This is a genomic window from Bhargavaea cecembensis DSE10, from assembly GCF_000348905.1.
Lineage (GTDB): Bacteria > Bacillota > Bacilli > Bacillales_A > Planococcaceae > Bhargavaea > Bhargavaea cecembensis.
The window spans coordinates 141,113-161,414 of record NZ_AOFT01000004.1 but is presented as its reverse complement, the minus strand read 5'-3'; the positions used below and the strand labels follow the sequence as shown (position 1 = coordinate 161,414).

The window sequence follows — 20,302 nt, the reverse complement described above, 5'->3', positions numbered from 1 at the left end:
TGAAATCCCGTCCGGTCTTGCCGGACGGGACTTTTTTCATATGCGTCCCGCTTTCCGCAACTATTTACCACCAATCCCTAGGTAATTCGGCAACCAGCTATGGACTTCATCGCCATGTATTTAAGTCTCAGAAAATTTAAAATACAATTAGTGAGCGAAGTGATGTAAGCGCTTTATTTTCTGCCTTGCGCTTTCTCAATTCAATTATTGCTTCTCCGGAGGGAGAGAAAGGGGGACGATCTGCTGGTCCGTTATAAAAAAGGTAAACACGGCTCCTGTCGGATTGTTGTGAGGTTCAATTCATTAAGGGGGATCCTATGAAGCGAAACATCAACCGCAATTTCCTGAAGTTCCTCATTGTGCTCATCGCGTTCCAGGACGTGGCGGCGGGCGTCGCCGGGTCGATCATGGCCGACATCATCAAGGCGTTCCCGGATTACAACCCGACCATCGTCATGATGGTGGCGACGTTCCCGGGCCTGCTGCAGATTCTTCCCGCACTTTTCTACGGCAAGCTGTCTGCACGTTTCAACAAGCGGCATCTCCTGTTCACCGGTCTGACGCTGTTTGTCATCGGCGGAACGATGCCGTTCTTCCTTGCGGATAACCTGCCGCTCATCATCGCCTTCCGCGGGATGCTCGGTCTCGGTGTAGGGATCACGATGCCGCTGTCGATCGATATCATCACCGATTTCTTCGAAGGGCGCGAGAAGGACTTCCTGATCGGCTTCGGCACGTCCACCGTCGCCTGCATCGGGGCGATCTTCTACCAGCTCGCTGGCGGCATGCTTGCGGATGCGTTCGGCTGGCAGTACGGGTTCCTCACATACCTGCTTCCGATCTTCATCCTGGCGCTGACGTTCCTTTACCTGCCGGAACCAAAAAAGAAGGAAGGTCAGGCGGAAGCCGGAAAGGTCAAAGTCAAAACACCGAGAGTGGTTTATTCGGTCACACTCGGACAGATGGTTTACTCCGCTCTGATCTTCGGCTATGTGACCAACATTTCGGTTGTCATCCAGAACGACCAGCTCGGCACTGCGACACAGGCGGGCATGGCAATTTCCGTCTTTACGTTCGGAACACTCCTCGCCGGTTTTGTCTTCGGGAAGGTCAAGCACCTGCTCCCGGTCTCTTATCTGCCGGTCGCCGTCCTGATGACGGGTGTGGGGATGCTGGTCTGCTACTTCTCCCATAGCCTGACGATGATCTTTATCGGAAGCATCATCGGAGGGGCAGGGATGGGCATCGGGCTTCCGGGTGTGTTCGCGCGTGTCACCGAGGCGACGCCGCCGAATTCCGGGACTTCCTATGTCGGTCTCGTCGTTGTGGCACAGGGGCTTGGCGGTATCCTTGGACCATTCGTCTTCGGAGCGATCATGCAGCTGTTCAACCAGGACATCGGGCGTTTCCCGCTCCTCATCAGCACCGTCGGCCTGTTTGCACTGGCGCTGGTCTGGTATGTTGCGGTGAAAATGCCGAGGGCCAAGACCGGTGCGCCTCAGGTGTCTGTTGAGTAATGGTCACCTGAATCTTCTTTTCACCCTCCTGCTTTTGGCAGGGGGGTGTTTTGTTGTGTGGAGATAAAAAGAGAGTTCCGGGTTCGACCCGAAACTCTCTTATTCTGTCAAGACAGCGATAATTGATTCATCAGGATCAGCGATTCCAGCAGGATCAGACAATAGGACGTAACAGAAGGATCCTTTAAGTTGATATCCAATGTCTCCTCGATTTTCCTCATCCGGTACTGGACGCCGCCGACGGAAAGGGACAGTTCCCTGGCGATTTTTTCGAATCTCCCGCCATGTTTCAGGTAAGCATAAAGGGTCTGAAGCAGCTCTTTGTTTTTGTCATCCCGTGTATCAAGCAGGTCGTTGAACTGTTTGCGGGCGAGATGAAGAAGCTTTTCCGGGTCGCTGTCTTCCAGAAGGATCCCGAGAAACCCAAGATCATTGAAATGGGTGAAGCGTTCGCCGTTTGGAAAATTCATCGCCTGCACTGCCTGGGCAAGTGATGGTTTGATGCGGGTCAAGTCATCAAACGGGGTACTGAATCCTGCAGTCAGAGTGAATCCCGGATAGCTGTTCTGATATTGATCCATGACCGCAGCTACTGACTTTCTGAAGGTGTCAGGATCATCTATGCTATAGCCCACAACAATCAAGTAATCCTGTTTGGCGGTGATCAGTGCCTTTAATCGGTACTTATCAATCAGCATTGCGAAGTGCATCAGAAGCTCAATCCGGTCAATCTGTTCATCCGGGTTTCTTTTGTATTGAATGGCTACAGTTGTGTAATGGCTTTCAATACCGGGCTGGCTGTACTTGAGACGGGAGATGAAATGCTCGTCCTGTTCCCATTGTTCATGGATGAGCTGGTCGAGCAACGAGATTTTAAGCCGTTCCGCAGCTTCAAATGCCACTTGGCTGTTCAGCATGCAAAGGCTCAGTACGCTGACAAGCCGCTCGATGAAAAGGTGATCCTCTTCATTGATATCCCTTGTTTCGTACTGAAAAGCGATAAAGGCATGCAGTTTGTTCTGAAGGTAGATGGGGCTGACGAGGTAATAGAAAGAATTGTACCGGATGATTTGTGCCTTCTTGACAGCGGAAAGCAGGTGTCCGGGCAAATCCGGGCCGGATTGATCAGCGGATTCGGAATGATGGGCCACACTGCCGGAAGGGTGATAGAGGATGACGGTCTGCCGCAGAATTCCCTGTGCGATATTTACAATCTCCTGAATACCCTTGCCGTCTGTCAGTGCGGTTGTCAGCTGATGATGATAAGCGGTGACTTTATTGAGCAGTTTCCGGTGTTCGAAAAGTTCATCGTATGTTGCCTCTAGTTCATCAATGAACGTGGTGGAATCGTAAATCTCCAGATCCTCGCCCAGACTTTCCCAATCATCGCGGGTGCGGGCATCAAACGAACAGTCCGGGTCCCCCTTGCTGCGGCATGTCATTTCTTTTACGAAGATTTCCTCGCTGAAAATGGTGCTCATCATTCCGCTGGCAAACCCGCTGAGTGTGTAGCAGGAGCACTCCTCCGATTGGCCAAAATGGTTGAGATGAAGGGTGACCTCAAACGAATCCTTCCATATGCCGACTCCCTGTGTGAATTCAATCCGCCCATCAATTCCAGGTTTGATCTCCGGGTAAAGCACTGCGGAAATATGACCGAGCTCGATATGGGCATTTGTGGCTTCTTTGATCAGTGCAGCCAGGTCCGAATGGTGATTTTTCAATTCCAGTGCTTTGTTTTCCCCCAGCCTTTTCCCGAATTGAAGAAGGAGCTTTCCCGACTTCTCAGTTCCCAGGTTTTCAATCAGTGCTTTCCTCAGAAGACCGAAAGCCTCCGAAGTGACCACCAAATCGGAAGCCTGCACAGTGGACGACCTTCTCATCCTGTTTCCCCCTATGCCGTACTGTGGTAATAGATTCGGTTAACCAATAAGAGTTGTAACTCACTATACAATATTGTTTATTGAAAATACAGAAGATATAAATAAAAACACCGATAGATAGTGAAAACGTTTACAAGTAATCTGTAATTGCACAGCAGGTAACTGAAAGGGGAGAGGGAAATGTCCTACAAAATCAAGGAACTGAAAACAGAAGGGTTCACAACATCCTATTGCCACGCCGGTGAGGAGCACGATGAGACCATCATCTTCCTTCACGGATCGGGACCGGGAGCCAACGGGGAATCAAACTGGAAGTACATCCTCCCCCGTTTCTCCGGAAAGTATCAGGTGATTGCACCGGACCTCGTCGGCTTCGGCAAGACAGGGTTGCCTGAAGATACCAATCTGACATTCTGGCAATGGACGACATTGCGGGTCAAGCAGATTCTCCAACTGATGGATCATCACGGAATCCGGAAGGCCCATCTTGTAGGGAATTCAATGGGGGGATTCATCGCCCTCAGTGCACTCATGCACTCCGGTGACCGGTTCGACAAGATCACGCTGATGGGCAGCGGCGGTGCAGGGCCGGTCAGCACGACCCCGCCGATCGAAATCGTGAGGATGACGAACTTCTTTAAGGATCCCACAATCGAGGCATTCAGGAATCTCGTGACCTGGTTCCTTTATGACGAAAAAGTCATCGGGGATAGCCTTGAAGAAATCGTCCGGCTCCGCTATCAGAACATCATGAAGCCTGAGGTCCGGGAGCTTTATCCGAAGCTGTTCCCGCAGTCGCCTCTTGAGATCGCCATCCCGGTCAGTGCACTGAGGCGGATCAAACAGGATGTGCTGATCCTGCATGGATACGAGGACCAGTTCGTTCCGAAAGAGGCATCGCTTTTCCTGATGGAGCATATCCCGAAAGCGGAGCTTGTCATGATCAAGGAATGCGGACACTGGTTCCAGATTGAAAAGGAAGATCGGTTTGTCGAGTACGTCGACCAGTTTATCGGCGCCCGTGAAAAAGTGAACGTCTGACGAATCGGAGGAGGGATTCTATGAAAACGACGATCCAGGAAGTTGATCTCTACACGCAGCTCATGGAAAGTGCGGAGCGGATCGGGAAGCTGGCCGAGGCGGAAAACCAGTCGGCGGAGGAGAATTCGACGATTTCCCAGGCAGTGGTGGACCTGATCAAATCGGAAGGCATTCACCATCTGATCAAGCCGAAGGAGTACGGCCATCCTCAGATTTCGTTTAACACATACACGGACATGATCAGAAAAGTCGGGTACTACAACTTATCCGCCGCCTGGCTCACCTACTTTTATTCTCTGCATAATTCCTGGGTTGCCTATTTGCCGAAACACCGGATGGACGAGGTCTACGGCACGGGCGGCCTGATTGCCGACATCTTCCCGCCGATCGGAAAGGCAACGAAGGTGGAGGGGGGCTTCAGAATCTCCGGCCACTGGAAGTTTGTCAGCGGGATCAATTATTCGGAATGGGTAGGCGTCGGTGCGTTGTACTTCTCCAACGAAGGGGAACCACCGGCACACATCGCATTTTGTGTCCACAGGAATGACTTCAAGCTGATCAAGGAATGGGATTCGCTCGGACTGAGGGGGTCCGGCAGCAATACGATCATCATCGAAGACCTATTCGTCCCGGACGATATGGTCCTCAACTTCAATGAGATCATTCAAAGACGAAAACCGCACCCGCTCGAAGTGGACGAGGACTATCTTTACTACAATGTATCGTTCTTCCCGGCATTCTTTGTCGGATTCCCTGCAATGGCGCTGGGCGCGGCGGAGCGGGTCATTGACGAGTACCGGGAACGGACAAAGAAAAGAGTCCGGATCGGCGGACAGACTGCGAGCGAATCACCGACTGCACAGCGCGTTCTCGCTGAAATGACGCTGAAATACCAGGCGGCATCCGGCATGATGAGGGAATACATCGACATGCTGAACAGTGATGAGGGGCAATATCCGCATGCAGTCTACAACGGAATCCGTGTGCAGATCATCCAGAACTGCATGGATATCGCGGTCCGGGCAACGCTGGCGTTTGGAGCAGGGTCGCTCGCGAAGGGGAATCCGCTTGAAGTGATGCTGCGCGACCTGACCGCTATCGCTACTCATATCACATCCCTGTATGAAGATGGACTGGAGCACTACGGCAAGCATCTGTTTGGCTTTGACACACTCTCAAGAGGCTAAGGGGGAATCACTATGAAGAAATTCGAACAACTGCCTGAAATTGCGAAGCTGGGACATGTGGCGCTGGTGTCTAAGGACTTGGATAAATCATTGGTGTTCTTCAAAGAGGTCATCGGCCTTGAAGAGACAGAAGTAGTCGATGGCGTCCATTACCTAAGGGCATGGGGCGACTTTGAGCATCATACGCTGTCCATTGCAGCCGGGGAGGAATCCCGGATTGACCATATCGCATGGCGGACAAAGCGGGAAGAAGATGTGGAAAGCTTCGCGGTCCTCCTGGAGGACGCAGGTGTCGAAGTTACGAGAGTTGCCGCGGGCGAAGAAGCCGGGCAAGGCGAAGCCATCAGATTCCAGCTGCCTTCGGGGCATCCGTTTGAAATCTATTACAAGATAGAAAAGCCGCTTGCCGGTGAAAAACGCCGTGCGAAGCTGAAAAACCAAGTCTATAAATCGTGGGCAAAGGGTGTATCGCCGCGTCGGATTGATCATGTCAATATCGGGACGAATGGTGATCCTTCAGCCATCATCAACTTCCTGGCTGAGAAGTTGGGCTTTAAGATCAGGGAATATATTAAAGCGCCAGACGATGCGGTAGTAGCGGCATGGATGAGTGTCACGCCGCTTGTCCATGATATTGCCGTCATGGGTGATCCGACATTGGCGTCTACCCAGGAACTCCACCACCTTGCCTACTGGTCCGATAACGCCCAAGATATCTTGCGCGCGGCCGATATCCTGTGTGAAGTGGATATCAAATTCGTGGGTCCGGGGAAACATGGCATCTCACAGGCTCTTTATCTGTATGTGATCGACCCGGGGAGCGGAGTGCGTGTCGAGCTGTTCTCAAACAGTTACCTCATCTTTGACCCGGACTGGGAGCCGGTTGAATGGACGATGGACGAGATGGACTTTGCCTTCACTTATTGGGGTGATCAGGCCAACCGGCCGAACAGCGACCAATCGACCATGTTTGCCGGGCCGCTTGAAGACTTGGTCGTAAAAGAACCGAACTGACTGAGCCTGACAGGCAATCACAAAAGATCCACACTCTCGTTTGAGGGCGTGGATCTTTTAAAGTACATAGCTCACTTTTCGGTTGATCTCGTTTTGTTTTCCGTAAGTTTTTATCAGTAAATACAGAGGAAACTATGAAGCGCTCACGGAGTTTCCGATAGTCATTGATTGTTATTCGTCCGTTGTCGTAATATTTCATCAAGAAGCATGTAAGCGTTATCAAAAAAGTTTGTCGGGTTTTTGAAATAAGGGGGCCAGGTCATTGTCAGTCCAGATTGTCCGTTATGAACAGGGGGAGAAAGTCCGTTGGGGTGTGCTTCGGGAAGAGGCGATCACTCCGCTGAAGACGGAAGCGTCCAACGCAGTCCAGTTGCTGGAGGAAGGGCTCCGTGAAGATGGCGCGCAGGTCGCGGTAAAAGAAGTGAAACTGCTCAGCCCGGTCGTCGCACCGCAGCAGATCATCTGCCAGGGGGTGAACTACGGTGAGCACCGTGCCGAGACAGGGATGGCGCCGAAGCGGCCGGCCTTCAACATGATCTTCACGAAGGCGGAAAGCTCGATCTGCGGCCCGGAGGATGCCATCCTCCGTCCGGGACATGTCCGGCTGCTCGACTACGAAATTGAGCTCGGGCTTGTCCTTGCCAGAGAAGTGACCGCAGAAACCGTCATTACGGAGGAGAATCTCCATGAATACATCGCGGGCCTGGTCGTCACAAACGACGTGTCGGCAAGGGATGTGCAGCTGACCCAGCTTCAGTGGCACAAGGGCAAGAGCTACCGTACGTTCTGCCCGGCCGGACCGTACTTCACGGTCCTCACCAGAGAAGAGTTCGGGCGGCTTGACGACCTTCGGCTCACCCTCAAGGTGAACGGCGGGGTCCGGCAGCAGGCGCTTGTCAGCCAGATGCTCTACAAGCCGCTCGAGACCCTGCAGGAACTGGCGCAGGTCATGGACCTCAAGCCGGGCGCGCTTCTCATGACCGGCACCCCGGGCGGTGTGGCGATGAACCTGAAGCCGGGTGAATTGGCCACGATGACGAGCCTCACCGCTTCGGCGGAAGAAAAACAGCAGGTGATCGACGGACAGCTCAGGCAGGACCGTTACCTGAACGACGGTGACGTCATCGAGGCGACCATCGCGACGGACGACGGGGCGATCGATCTCGGGACGCAGCGGAATGTTGTCCGCAGTCTTGTCGAAGTACGCTGAATCCCGTTAAGCAGAACCATCCAAACAAAGAAAGGACTTGATACAAATGGCAATCAAACAGCGCAAAGTCAAAACAGGCGATTACGAAACGTATATCCACGAAGGCGGCGTCGGCAATTCCGAAACGGTCATCCTTCTCCACGGAAGCGGACCGGGAGCGAGTGCATCTGCCAACTGGAAAGCGATCCTTCCTGAGTACGAAGACCGGTTCCATGTCGTGGCACCTGACCTTGTCGGCTTCGGAGACACAGACCACCCGACGGAGTACCCGGAAAACGGGGCACAGTGGATGAACCTGCGACTCAAGCAGGTGCTGGATCTGATGGATACATTGAACATCGATAAAGCGCACCTTGTCGGGAACTCTCTCGGCGGCGTGATTTCCCTGTTCCTCGCGATGGAAGCGCCGGACCGCTTTGACCGGATCGTTCTGATGGGCGCGGGCGGCGGCCTCACCGAACCGACGCCGGAACTCGCAAAGCTTGCCAACTTCCATAAGGATCCGTCCAAGAAATCGATGTACAACCTGCTCAGCTGGTTCCTGTATGACCTGGAGGGCATGGAAGACAAGCTGCAGGCGATTGTCGACGAGCGCTTCGAGATTTTCAGCCGCGAGGAAGTCCGCCGTTCGTACAGGGAGAACTTTACGAACTCCCACCTGTCCGACATGCTGGTGCCGCCGTCCGCACTGAAGCGCATGAAGCAGGAATTCCTGCTGATCCACGGCCATCAGGACCGGTTCGTTCCGCTCCAAAGCAGCCTGTATGTCATGGATTACCTGGAAAACGCGGAGCTGCATGTGTTCAAGCGCTGCGGCCACTGGGCGCAGGTTGAGCAGAAAGACCGTTTCCTCGGCCTCACAAAGGAATTCTTCAGCCGCGGTAAAGTTGCCGAGCCTGTCTAAACCACGATAAGGAGCGATTATAGATGACACAAGTAGCAACGGATATCCGCACGGAACTCAAAGAGCGGGCGGAAAGCTTCATCCCGGAACTGCGGGGATTGAACCTGAAAATCGACCAGGAAAGCGCACTGCCGGATGAGGTCGTCAAAAAGCTGCAGGACGCAGGCCTTCTGAAAGTGCTCCGCCCGGAAATCTTCGGCGGCTACCAGACCGACATGAGGACCTACCTCGATGTCGTCACCGGAATCGCGCGCGGCAACGGGTCGGCGGGATGGTTCGTCGCCCTGTCGAACATCCGGGATTATATGATTTCCTACGCATTCGGCCAGCAGTGCCTCGACGATATCTTCGGAACCGGCGAAGATGTCGTGCTCGCAGGCAACTTCAAGCCGATCACCTGCAAGATCGACAAAGTGGAGGGCGGCTACCGGATCCATGAAGCGAAATGGCCGTTTGTCTCCGGAAGCCCGCACGCGGACTGGTTCTACTTCGGCTTCCCGGTCGATGACGGGAACGGCGGCATGGAAATGGCGATCATGGTCCTGCCAAGAAAAGACGTCACGGTCCTCGACGACTGGAATGTTGTCGGCCTCCGCGGCTCCGGCTCCAATAGCGTGGAAGTGAAAGATGTCTTCCTGCCGGAACACCGGGTGTCGCTAGACCGGCTGGCAACCAAGGGCCACTACATGATCGAGCCGCTCCGTGACATCCCGCTTTACCAGACGCCGTTTGTTCCGTCCCTGACGCTGTCAATCGTCGCATCCGCTCTCGGCATCACGAAAGCTGCGATGGACCTCCATATGGAGCGCGTCATGAAGGCGGGCATCGGAAACACGTTCTATGACAAGATGAGCGAAGCGCCGATCACGCACCAGCAAGTCGCGACCGCACAATTGAAGATCGACTCCGCCGAAATGCATATGTACCGTGCCGTCGACATGCTCGATGAGTACTCAAGGAACGGCAAGGAACTCACACAGGCGGAAAGCATCAAGATCAAGGCTGATTTCGGTTACGCGAACCAGCTGTGCAAGGAAGCCATCGACCTGATGGTGGCAGGCGCAGGCTCCGTCTTTGCCTATAACCGCAACACGTTCCAGCTGGTGTACCGGGACTTCCTCTCGATGCACCTGCATGGATTCATCACACCGTCCAGCCTGATCGAAACGTACGGCCGCACCATCTGCGGTCTGGAACCGAATACGTACTTTGCCTGATACCAATCAAACATGATATAAGGGGGCCATTCAACATGACGAAACTCGAAACTGTCCAGGAACAGCAGCGCATCAAGGTCCAGCCGGAAATTGCCAAGCTCGGCCACTTCGGCCTCGTGTCGACCGACCTCGAAAAGTCTCTCTGGTTCTTCAAGGAAGTCATCGGGCTTGAGGAAACCGAAGAAAAAGACGGTGTCCACTACCTCCGCGCATGGGGCGACTTCGAGCACCATACGCTCTCGATCCGCGCGGGCGAAGAATCCCGCCTCGACCATGTTGCCTGGCGCACAAAGCGACCGGAAGACGTCGATGCATTCGCTGAAGTGCTTGAGAATGACGGCATCGAAGTGGAGTGGGTGGAAGAGGGAACGGAAGCCGGACAGGGCAAGGCGTTCCGCTTCAAGACGCCGAGTGAGCACACATTCGAAATCTACTTCGAGATGGAAAAGACGCTCGCTTCTCCTGAAACCCGCTCCGTCCTGAAAAACCAAACGCACCGCTCCTGGTCCCGCGGGGTATCGCCGCGCCGGATCGACCACGTGAACCTGCTGACGAACTACTCGGTCAAGGACCTGTCCCAGTTCATGGCGGATAAATTCGGCTTCAAGATGCGCGAATGCGTCGAGATGCCGGACGGGGAACTGGCCGGTTCGTGGATGAGCGTCACGCCGCTCGTGCATGACATTGCGCTCAGCTTCGACCCGAATGCCGAGACACCGAACCGCGTCCACCACATCTCGTACTGGCTGGACAACGCGCAGGATCTTCTCCGCGCGGCTGACATCCTGAAGGAAAACGGCATCTTCTTCAAGGGGCCGGGCAAGCACGGCATCTCCCAGGCGATGTACATCTACGCCATCGACCCGGGCAGCGGTGTACGCATCGAGATCTTTACGAACGGCTACCTCATCTTCGAGCCGGACTGGGAACCGATTGTCTGGACAGTCGATGAGATGGATATCGGCTTTACCTACTGGGGAGACCAGATGGACAACAAGCCGGAAAACAACCCGACCATCAAGGCCTGATGACTATTAGAAGGAGGAATCCGCTATGGATGACCGTTTGTTCCGCAATGCGATGGGCAAGTTTGCAACAGGTGTCAACGTCCTGACGACAAAGGTGGGCGACGAGCCGTTCGGCATGACTGCCAACGCGTTCATGTCCGTGTCCCTTTCCCCGAAACTGGTGGTCATTTCGATCGGGGAGCGGGCAAAGTTCCTGGAGCGTGTCAGAGAATCCGGCCGTTTTGCCGTCAACATTCTCGCCGATGATCAGCAGCACTTTTCGATGATGTTCGCCGGCCAGCTGAAAGACGGGGAAAAGTGCGAATTCGAAGATCTGGATGGCCTGCCGGTCGTCCCGGACGCCGTCGCTCAGATCAGCTGCAATGTCGTGAACGAGCATGTCGAAGGCGACCACACGCTCTTTATCGGAGAAGTGACGGATATCAAGCTGGAAGAAAAAGACCCGCTCATCTTCTACTCAGGCAAGTACCGCGCCCTTGAAGAGCAGGAACTCAGCGTCGTATAAGCGAAGATTGGACCTATAGAAGAAGGCGGCGGCCCCTCAGGGAGTACGGCCGCCTCCTGTATGTTTAAAGGATGGGGGAGAGAAATGATGGACAGAGTGAAAGCCGCACAGCGATTGAGGGAAGCGGAACGGACCGGAAAACCGATTCCGCCGTTCACGTCAGGCGAAGAGAAGATCACAGTCGAAGATGCCTACCAGATCCAGTTGCTGAATATCCGTGAGCGGATTGCACAGGGAGCGGAAGTGAAGGGCCTGAAAATCGGCCTGACGAGCAAGCCGATGCAGGACATGTTCGGCGTCAACACGCCGGACTATGGACATATCCTGGATGACATGGTCTACGGAAGTGACGAACCCGTTAAGGCAGGAGCGTTTATCCAGCCGAAAGTCGAGTTCGAAATTGCGTTCTTCCTGAAACAGGACCTGAAAGGACCGGACGTGATGGCGGAGGATGTCCTTGCCGCAACGGATTATGTTGTCCCGGCGGTCGAAATCATCGACAGCCGGATCCGGGACTGGAAGTTCAAATTCGAAGACACCGTTGCCGACAACGGATCGTCCGCCGGAGCGGTTCTCGGTGACAAAAGGACAGGACTGGATGGCATCGACCTGGCCGGAATCGGGATGAAGGCGTATAAGAATGGCGAGCTTCTCGATGAAGCAACCGGTGCGGCCGTCATGGGCAACCCGGCAAATGCGGTGGCCTGGCTAGCAAATGCTGTCGCCGAATACGGCATTGAGCTGAAAGCGGGACAATTCATCTTGTCCGGCGCGCTGGCGGCAGCCGTCCCGTTCGAACCGGGCGACGAGTTCAGGGCCGACTTTGGCAATCTCGGCGACGTCTCGGTATCATTTGCAACAGAAGAAGTGATGAATTAAGGGGAGAGGATCGGCATCCGGCCGGTCCTTTTTTTGTTGGAGAAGGTAAATGGAGAGATTGCCAAGCCGAATGACGAGACTACCGGACCGAATGACGAAAAATTACGGATGCCGGACGGAAAATGACCGCTGAAAACGCCATCTCACCAATATTCCGAAAAAACTAATAAAAACTACCGGAAAAGCATCGGAATCTCGTTGTTTTCTGTTGTACAACTGTAAAACTTCCTTAGATACAATAAACACAACAGAAATGAAACCGCATACAAAATGCGTCGGGGGGATGGAAAATGGCACGTCCGGAAATTGCGAAGCTGGGCCATGTTGCACTGGTCTCATCAGATCTGGAGAAGTCGCTTTGGTTCTTTAAGGAAGTCATCGGCCTGGAGGAGACGGAAGCAAGAGACGGCGTCCATTACCTCAGGGCGTGGGGGGATTTCCAGCACCATACGCTCTCGCTTGAAGCGGGGGACGGCGGACAGGTCCGCCATATCGGCTGGCGGACAAAGCGTCCGGAAGATGTGCAGGCGTTCCGGGAGCTTCTGGAACAGGACGGGGTCGAAGTGGAAACCGTTAAGGCCGGCACGACGCCGGGGATCGGGGAAGCGATCCGCTTCCCGCTTCCGAGCGGCCACCAGTTCGAGCTTTACTACGATGTGGAAAAACCGAAAGCGGATGAGCACCGCCGCTCGGTGCTGAAAAACCAGACATACAAGGCCTGGGCCAAGGGAGTCTCTCCCCGCCGGTTCGACCACGTCAATATCCATACCGATACGGACGCTGCACTGACGTACGACTTCCTCCGCGAGCAGCTCGGCTTCAAGATGCGGGAGTATGTACGGGACGACGACGGAAACGTCCTGGCAGGCTGGATGAGTGTTACCTCACTTGTTCACGACCTCGCCTTTATCCAGAAACCGTCGCTTCCGTCACCGGCCCGCCTTCACCATATCTCCTACTGGTCGGACGATTCGCAGGACATCCTGCGGGCGGCGGACATCCTGAAGGAAAACGGCCTGCGGTTCATCGGGCCGGGCAAGCACGGAATTTCACAGGCACTTTACCTATATGTCATGGACCCGGGGAGCGGCTGCAGGGTGGAACTGTTCACAGGCGGCTACCTGATCTTCGAGCCGGACTGGGAGCCGGTCGAATGGACGCTCGCGGAACGTGACCTCGGCAACACCTACTGGGGCGACACGGTGTCCGACAAAGAAGACAACAACGTGACGATCATGGCCTGAGCCACAGACTGACCACACTGAAGAGGTGATGCGGAATGAAAACCATCGAGATCAACCATGACAACCTGAGCCACTGGCAGCTGAGTCTTCCCGATCATGTGATTGCACTCGGTTTCTTCGACGGACTGCATTCCGGCCATCAGGAAGTGATCCGGACAGCGAAGCGGGAAGCAGACCGCAGAGGGTTGCCGCTGTCCGTGATGAGCTTCTTCCCTCATCCGAAGAGTGTGCTGTCCCGCGGCCAAAAGCAGGTGGACTACCTGATGCCGATTGAAACGAAGAAAGAGAAGCTGAAAGAACTGGGTGTCGACTACTTCCTGATCGTTGAGTTCAGCCTCGACTTTGCCGTGCTTTCTCCGGAGCGGTTCGCCGCCGACTACCTGGCCGGACTCAATGCGGTCCATGTCGTATGCGGATTTGATTACACGTACGGCAAGATGGGCGCCGGCAACATTTCGACTTTGGAAGCCGACGGTAACGGGGCGTACAGCGTGACGGTCGTCGAGAAAGTCGACCTGTACGGGGAGAAGATCAGCTCGACGCGAATCCGCGAGGCGCTTTCCGAAGGGGACATCGGCATGGCAAACCGGCTGCTCGGCGAACCATACCGTGTTGAATGGTGCCCGAGGAACGGTTTGCTGCCGTATTACACGCTTCCGGCGCCCGGTGCTTACCGGGTGACCGTCACATCCGGCGGCGAGGAGAAAACCGGCATGATCAACGTGCTTTGCAGGGAGAAGATCGACTTCCGCCGAATGACCCTGCCGGAAGACGCCAGGACAATCATCACCTGGCACCATGAACTGAAGGAACCGGCCTATTCGGCCATTTAAATAGGAGGAGATGGAATGACCCGGAATGAGCAGTTCCGAAAACTATTGCAGCAACCGAATGCGTTTCTGCTGCCAGGCGCCTATGACGCGATGACGGCACGCCTTGTGGAAGAGTTCGGCTTCCCGGCGGTATATGCGACAGGCGCAGGCATCTCGAATGCCCAGCTGGGCTGGGCGGATGTCGGTCTGACAACGTCGACGGAAATCGCCGACGTCGTCAGCCGGATGGCGGATGTCACAACGATTCCGATCGTCGTCGACGGGGATACCGGATTCGGCAACGCACTGAATCTCATGCGGACGGTCCGCCAGTTCGAGCGGGCAGGGGCATCGGCGATCCAGTTCGAGGACCAGGTATCACCGAAAAAATGCGGCCACTTCAGCGGCAAGGCGGTCATCTCCAAAGGAGAGATGGTGAACAAGATCAAAGCAGCCGTCGACACACGTTCGGATGAAAATCTCGCAATCATTGCAAGGACCGATGCGGCAGCGATGAATGGCCTGGAAGATGCGCTTGACCGGGCGAATGCGTACAAGGAAGCGGGAGCGGACGTGATCTTCGTCGAAGCACCGACATCCCTTGACGCCCTGAAGGAAATTCCGAAGGCGGTCCCGGGCGTTCCGCATCTGATCAACATGGTGGAAGGCGGGAAAACGCCGCTCGTTTCCCTGAAGGACGCGGAAGCGATGGGCTTCCACATCATGCTGTGCGCCAATACGGTGCTGCGGTCCGCCATCAAGGGAGTCCGCGACAGCCTGGAAGTGCTGCGGCGTGACGAGTCGCAGGAAAACATCAACTCCCTGATCTGCACGTGGCAGGAACGCCAGGAGCTGGTGAAGCTGAAGGAAATCAAGGCATTGGAAGACAAATACCTGCAGGAAGAAACGTTCGAGGAGGTTGGTCAATCATGAGCCGTGAAGTGGATTTTGACATCGCCATCGTCGGCTGCGGTTCTGCCGGGACGGCAGCAGCGCTCGCAGCAGCCGAGAAAGCGAAAGAAGAAAACGAGGACCTGAAAATCGTCATTCTGGAGCGTGCCGATTTCGACAACCGGGGCGGCAACTCCCGCTGGACCGCATCCTATATGCGGATGGAGGACATCGATACGCCGGCGCCCAACTTCGTGGAGGACATGCTGGCGTTCTCGGACAACTATTCCGACCGTGCGTATATCGAGACCTTGCATGAAAATGCGGGCCCGACACTTCGCTGGGTGGAGTCGAAAGGCGTGGAGTTCGACTACCTGCCGACGATGTTCCTGACCGCATCAAAGCCCCGGCTGCTTCCGGTCGGCGGCGGCCGCGCACTGATCGATACGCTGTCGCTCCGGGCACGCGCACTCGGCGTAGAGATCATCTATGAAGCGACGGTCTGGGATCTCGGCCTGAACGATGACGGCGCGGTCGACCATCTCCGTGTCCGCATCGAGGGCGGTGAATCGATCCGGCTCAACGTCAATTCTGTCATCTGCGCATCCGGCGGTTTCCAGGGCAGCCACGAGATGATGGCCAAGTACATCGGGCGCGATGCCCATAAGATCCCGACGGTTGCGGAAGGCGGCCTGTACAACAAGGGCGAGGCGATCAGCATGATGCTCCGTGTCGGCGCGAAGGGCGGCGGACAGTGGGATTCCTTCCATGCGGAGCCGGTCGATCCGCGAAGCAACCGCGAGGAAGCGGGCGTGATGACGTATCCGTATGCCATCCTCGTCAACCAGAACGGCGAGCGCTTCACCGATGAAGGGGAAACGACGATCGATGAGCAGTATGAAGCGGTCGCGCGCAAGATCTTTTACGAGTGCCCGAATCATATCGCCTATATGATCACCGACCAGAAGCTGTACGATATTCCGGATTACGAGGAAGCCCTTCAGACGGAACAGCCGCCGATCACGGGCGAATCGATCGAAGAGCTTGCAGAGAAGCTGTCGATCCCGCCGGAAGCGCTGGCGAAGACCGTTGCGGAATTTAATGCGGCTGTCCAGCCGGGCGAATTCATCCACAACAAAAAAGACGGCAAGAAAGCGGTCGGCATCAATCCGCCAAAGTCGAACTGGGCGATCACAATCGACCAGGGGCCGTTTATCGCCTATCCGGTCATCTGCTGCAACGTGTTCACGAACGGCGGCATCGCGACCGATACGGAAGGCCGAGTCGTCTCGAATGACAACCAGCCGATCCCGGGCCTGTATGCGGCAGGTGAAATGACCGGGCTCTACTACGGCAAGTATCCGGGAGGCACCTCGGTCCTGCGAGGCCTCGTATACGGTAAGCGTGCCGGTGAGAACGCGGTCGAATATGTCGCGCAGGCGACCAAAATGCTGACATGAGGAGTGGGGATATGCTGAAAGGAAAAGCGGCATTTGTAACCGGGGGCGGCCGGGGAATCGGCCGGGAAACCTGCCTGCTGCTGGCATCTCACGGAGCGGACATCGCGGTCAGCGCGCGCAATGTGGCCGAATGCCAGGAAGTGGCGGAAGAAGCGGCGCGCCTGTACGGAGTGAAAGCCATTGCCGTGCCGTGCGACGTCAGCAATGAGACGGATGTGGAAGCGGCCGCGGCCAAGGCGAAACAGGAGCTCGGCAAGATCGACATCGTCATCAACAATGCCGGCGTGATGCTCAAGAAGCCGCTGTCGGAGACGACCTCGGAGGAATGGCGGTGGGTCCACGCGGTCAATACGGATGCCCCGTTTTATGTGACGAAAGCATTCGTGGACGACATGATCTCCAGAAAAGATGGCGTCATCATCAACGTATCCTCCATCTGGGGCACAAAAGGCGGGCCGGACCGCAGTGCCTATATCTCGTCCAAGCACGCCGTCATCGGATTTTCCAAGGCGCTCGGAGAGGAACTCAAAGGCCACGGCATCCGTGTGAACGCGGTTTGCCCGGGTCCGGTTGACACGAAGATGACAAGCGAGCTGGGACCTGACCTGAACAAGGAAGGCTGGCTCCAGCCGATCGACATCGCCCACGTGATCACGGACCTTTGCCTTCCGAAGTCCAGGGCGGTCACGGCATCCTCGGTCCATGCATTCGGTGCGGGAAGCCCGGTCGGTTTGTAAGACGGAACCCATTTCCACTACAACTACATTCAATTACAGGAGGAATAGACATGTCTGAATTTGTAACGGCAGTTGAATCCAAGAGCGTGAGCATCACATTGGCGAAAAAGATGCTGGAAGCGGCAGAAGCGAAAGGGAAGGAACTCGGCATGCCGTTCAGCATTGCCATCGTCGACAAGGCGGGCAACCTGAAGGCCTTCACGGCACAGGACGGGGCACCGATCCTGAGCATCGACATTGCACAGAACAAGGCGTTCTCGGCAGCGGCTTACAACCGCGCGACACACGAGTGGTACGACCGACTCAAGGATGACCCGCCGCTTCTTCACGGCATCGTCCACACAGAGCGCCTCGTCATCTTCGGCGGCGGATACCCGATCCATCTGGACGGCGAGTGCATCGGCGGAATCGGCGTGAGCGGCGGGCACTACACGCACGACATGAAAGTGTGCGAAGCGGGCCTTGCCGTCCTGGAAGAACTTAAAGTCACGGAGGCCTGACCGGTATGGCCCAACGGGTGGATCTCATCATCGTTGGCGCCGGCATGGCCGGACTGAGTGCGGCAGCGGAAGCGGCGGATCACGGCGCTTCCGTTCTCGTGCTTGAAAAAGAAGCCGAATGCGGCGGCAGTTCTTTGCTGAGCGGGCGGTACATGGCGTTTGCCGGGACCGATCTTCAGGAGGCAGCCGGTTTCGATGACACCCCGGAAAGCCTGGTCGCGGACATGCTCGCGGTCGGCGAGGGGAAAAACGAAACCGCCCTGGTCGAAGCCTACGGCAGGCATCAGCTGGAGACTTACAGTTGGCTGAAGACCAAAGGAGTCCAGTTCCATGCCGTGCAGGCGGTCAGCGGGCACAGCATCCCCCGCGGACACCAGATCACGCCCGCACAGGCCATCGAGACATTGAAGCTATCGGCGGAAGCATCGGGTAAGGTCAGGGTTCTGACGGAGGCACCAGTCAGGCGGCTGAAAAAGAATTCGGACGGCCGTGTGACCACGGTCGTTTATGAACAGGACGGCACAGAATTCGAAGCTGAAGCTACGCATGGAATTTTGCTGACGGCGGGAGGCTTTTCCCGGAGCAAACAATTGCTTTCGGACGTCGCACCCCAGCTGGACGGCGCCATCCGGATCGGAGGAAAAGGCAATGTCGGCGACGGAATCCGGATGGCCGTCGAACAGGGGGCCTGGACACGGGACTACGCCTACCTGAAAGGGACCTACGGCTTTCATCCGACAGCGGACGGGCCTCGTAAATCCCAGGCCCTCGCCTTTTATAAGGGCGCCATCATCGTCAACAAAGAGGCCCGACGGTTCGTCAATGAGTCGATCTCTTACAAGCTGATCGGCACGGAAGCCCTGCGCCAGGAAAACGGCGAGACGTATCAGATCTGGGACCAGGACGTGATGGACGCAGGCGTCGAAGGGGATGCACTCTATGACTTCCGGAAGCTGCTGGATCTCGGGCTGATCGAGTCCGCACCGTCACTTGACGCCCTCGCCGCGCGCATGAATTTGCCGGCGGGTGAACTGAAAAAGACGGTGGCCGATTACAATGCCGCTGTCCGGAATGACAACGACGTGTTCGGCCGCAGGACGCTGACTCACCACTTTGGTAAACCGGTTGTCCTCGACAGGGCACCGTTCTACGCGATGCGCACGACAGTGGCGATGCTCGCCACTTATGCGGGCGTCGCCGTCAATGAGCAGGCGCAGGTTCTGAATCCGTTCGGCGAACCGATCGACGGTCTGTTTTCCGCAGGCGAGATGGTCGGCGGATTCCACGGTGCGGGCTATATGACGGGAAGCTCGCTCGGCAAGGCGGCCATATTCGGCCGGATTGCCGTCAGGACGGCAATCAAGTCTGCCGTCGTCTCATGAGGGGGGAGAAATCATGAAAATCTGGCATCAGAGCCTGACATCGATCGAGCAAGTGCCGGCGTACCGCGATGCCGTGACCGCGCATATCCGGAAAGTCGCGCGGCCGGGTGTGGAAGTCGTGCTGCACGGCATGTCCAATAAAACCTATCCCGAGCAGTATCCGGGGCACTTCATCACCTATTCCTATCTGCAGAATCTGCATCGCGAGCAGTTTATCCGGAATGCGATCATCGCTGAAAAGGCGGGATATGACGCCGTCTTCATCGGAACGATCCCCGACGTCGGACTGCTTGAGGCGCGTACGCTTGTGGATATTCCGGTAATCGGCTACGGACAGGCTTCGTTCCACATCGCCTCGATGCTCGGGGACCGCATCGGCATCGTGAATTTCCTCGGGCCGCTCCAGGACCAGCTCCGGTCAAATGCGGAGCGTTACGGGCTCGGCGGCAAGCTCGGACCGATCATCCAGGCGGACATCGGATTCTACGATGTACTTGAAGGCTTCAAGGATCCCCAGCCGGTCATCGACCGCTTTGTCGCATCCGCGGAAAAAGCGATCGGGCAGGGGGCGGACGTCATCGTTCCGGGAGAAGGCCCGCTGAATGTCTTCCTTGCCACGCACGGCGTATCCCGGATCGGCGATGTGCCGGTCGTTGACTCATTCGCGGCCGGCCTGAAGATGGCTGAGTCACTTGTCGACCTGAAAGAGCATTCCGGCGTGACCGTGACACGGAAAGGCTTCTACAATGCGAAGCCGCCTGAAGATGCAGTAAAGAAACTGCGGGCGTTTTATAACCATGAAAGCGAGCTAGACGCGGACATGGATTACGGAATTTCAGTGACGGCGGAAGACGCTGTCCGTTCATAATGGACAAGGGGTGGCAGGAAAGA

At 55.9% G+C, this 20,302-nt stretch carries 19 protein-coding genes; 18 read left to right on the top strand and 1 reads right to left on the bottom strand.

Going from position 1 to position 20,302, the window contains the following annotated elements:
• The first annotated feature begins 317 nt into the window (after positions 1 to 317).
• Positions 318 to 1,517: an MFS transporter gene (locus C772_RS05535; RefSeq protein ID WP_008298083.1), complete on the top strand. Its 1,200-nt coding sequence runs from the start codon at positions 318 to 320 to the stop codon at positions 1,515 to 1,517.
• A 107-nt stretch (positions 1,518 to 1,624) separates the two neighbouring features.
• On the opposite strand, the gene C772_RS05530 is transcribed toward C772_RS05535, so the two are convergent.
• Complete coding sequence (locus C772_RS05530; RefSeq protein ID WP_008298082.1) at positions 1,625 to 3,400, bottom strand: helix-turn-helix domain-containing protein; 1,776 nt, start codon at positions 3,398 to 3,400, stop codon at positions 1,625 to 1,627.
• Between the two features lie 180 nt (positions 3,401 to 3,580).
• Between C772_RS05530 and C772_RS05525 the strand changes: the two genes are divergently transcribed.
• The 17 genes from C772_RS05525 (at position 3,581) to C772_RS05445 (ending at position 20,279) form a co-directional block, all read left to right on the top strand.
• A complete protein-coding gene (locus tag C772_RS05525) occupies positions 3,581 to 4,441 on the top strand; it encodes an alpha/beta fold hydrolase (protein WP_008298081.1) in 861 nt (286 codons plus the stop codon).
• Positions 4,442 to 4,461: 20 nt separating this feature from the next.
• Positions 4,462 to 5,628, top strand: coding sequence for an acyl-CoA dehydrogenase family protein (locus C772_RS05520; RefSeq protein ID WP_008298080.1), 1,167 nt, complete (start codon positions 4,462 to 4,464; stop codon positions 5,626 to 5,628).
• 12 nt (positions 5,629 to 5,640) lie between these two features.
• Positions 5,641 to 6,642, top strand: coding sequence for a VOC family protein (locus tag C772_RS05515; RefSeq protein WP_008298079.1), 1,002 nt, complete (start codon positions 5,641 to 5,643; stop codon positions 6,640 to 6,642).
• A 262-nt stretch (positions 6,643 to 6,904) separates the two neighbouring features.
• Entirely contained in the window at positions 6,905 to 7,852 is a 948-nt protein-coding gene (locus C772_RS05510; protein ID WP_008298078.1) for a fumarylacetoacetate hydrolase family protein, read from the top strand.
• 46 nt (positions 7,853 to 7,898) lie between these two features.
• Positions 7,899 to 8,756, top strand: a complete 858-nt coding sequence (locus C772_RS05505; RefSeq protein ID WP_008298077.1) for an alpha/beta fold hydrolase — start codon at positions 7,899 to 7,901, stop codon at positions 8,754 to 8,756.
• A gap of 23 nt (positions 8,757 to 8,779) precedes the next feature.
• Positions 8,780 to 9,973 carry an acyl-CoA dehydrogenase family protein gene (locus C772_RS05500; RefSeq protein WP_008298076.1) on the top strand — a complete coding sequence of 398 codons (1,194 nt, stop codon included), beginning with the start codon at positions 8,780 to 8,782 and terminating at the stop codon, positions 9,971 to 9,973.
• 35 nt (positions 9,974 to 10,008) lie between these two features.
• The gene (locus tag C772_RS05495; protein ID WP_008298074.1) at positions 10,009 to 11,001 is read left to right on the top strand and encodes a VOC family protein; all 993 of its coding nucleotides are present in this window, start codon (positions 10,009 to 10,011) and stop codon (positions 10,999 to 11,001) included.
• Between the two features lie 25 nt (positions 11,002 to 11,026).
• Positions 11,027 to 11,506: a flavin reductase family protein gene (locus C772_RS05490; protein WP_008298072.1), complete on the top strand. Its 480-nt coding sequence runs from the start codon at positions 11,027 to 11,029 to the stop codon at positions 11,504 to 11,506.
• A gap of 87 nt (positions 11,507 to 11,593) precedes the next feature.
• Positions 11,594 to 12,385 (top strand): 2-keto-4-pentenoate hydratase, encoded by a 792-nt coding sequence (locus C772_RS05485; protein ID WP_008298071.1) that lies wholly within the window; start codon positions 11,594 to 11,596, stop codon positions 12,383 to 12,385.
• Between the two features lie 290 nt (positions 12,386 to 12,675).
• Positions 12,676 to 13,629 carry a VOC family protein gene (locus C772_RS05480; protein WP_008298070.1) on the top strand — a complete coding sequence of 318 codons (954 nt, stop codon included), beginning with the start codon at positions 12,676 to 12,678 and terminating at the stop codon, positions 13,627 to 13,629.
• 35 nt (positions 13,630 to 13,664) lie between these two features.
• Positions 13,665 to 14,462 (top strand): FAD synthetase family protein, encoded by a 798-nt coding sequence (locus C772_RS05475; RefSeq protein ID WP_008298069.1) that lies wholly within the window; start codon positions 13,665 to 13,667, stop codon positions 14,460 to 14,462.
• Positions 14,463 to 14,477: 15 nt separating this feature from the next.
• On the top strand, positions 14,478 to 15,374 hold the full coding sequence (locus tag C772_RS05470; RefSeq protein WP_008298068.1) for an isocitrate lyase/PEP mutase family protein: 897 nt from the start codon (positions 14,478 to 14,480) through the stop codon (positions 15,372 to 15,374).
• Positions 15,371 to 16,792, top strand: coding sequence for an FAD-binding protein (locus tag C772_RS05465; RefSeq protein ID WP_008298067.1), 1,422 nt, complete (start codon positions 15,371 to 15,373; stop codon positions 16,790 to 16,792). Before C772_RS05470 ends, C772_RS05465 begins: the two co-directional genes overlap by 4 nt.
• An 11-nt stretch (positions 16,793 to 16,803) precedes the next feature.
• Complete coding sequence (locus C772_RS05460) at positions 16,804 to 17,529, top strand: SDR family NAD(P)-dependent oxidoreductase (RefSeq protein WP_008298066.1); 726 nt, start codon at positions 16,804 to 16,806, stop codon at positions 17,527 to 17,529.
• A 50-nt stretch (positions 17,530 to 17,579) separates the two neighbouring features.
• Positions 17,580 to 18,029, top strand: coding sequence for a GlcG/HbpS family heme-binding protein (locus tag C772_RS05455; RefSeq protein WP_008298065.1), 450 nt, complete (start codon positions 17,580 to 17,582; stop codon positions 18,027 to 18,029).
• Between the two features lie 5 nt (positions 18,030 to 18,034).
• Complete coding sequence (locus tag C772_RS05450) at positions 18,035 to 19,411, top strand: FAD-dependent oxidoreductase (protein WP_008298064.1); 1,377 nt, start codon at positions 18,035 to 18,037, stop codon at positions 19,409 to 19,411.
• 13 nt (positions 19,412 to 19,424) lie between these two features.
• On the top strand, positions 19,425 to 20,279 hold the full coding sequence (locus tag C772_RS05445) for an aspartate/glutamate racemase family protein (protein ID WP_008298063.1): 855 nt from the start codon (positions 19,425 to 19,427) through the stop codon (positions 20,277 to 20,279).
• The last annotated feature ends 23 nt before the right edge of the window (positions 20,280 to 20,302 follow it).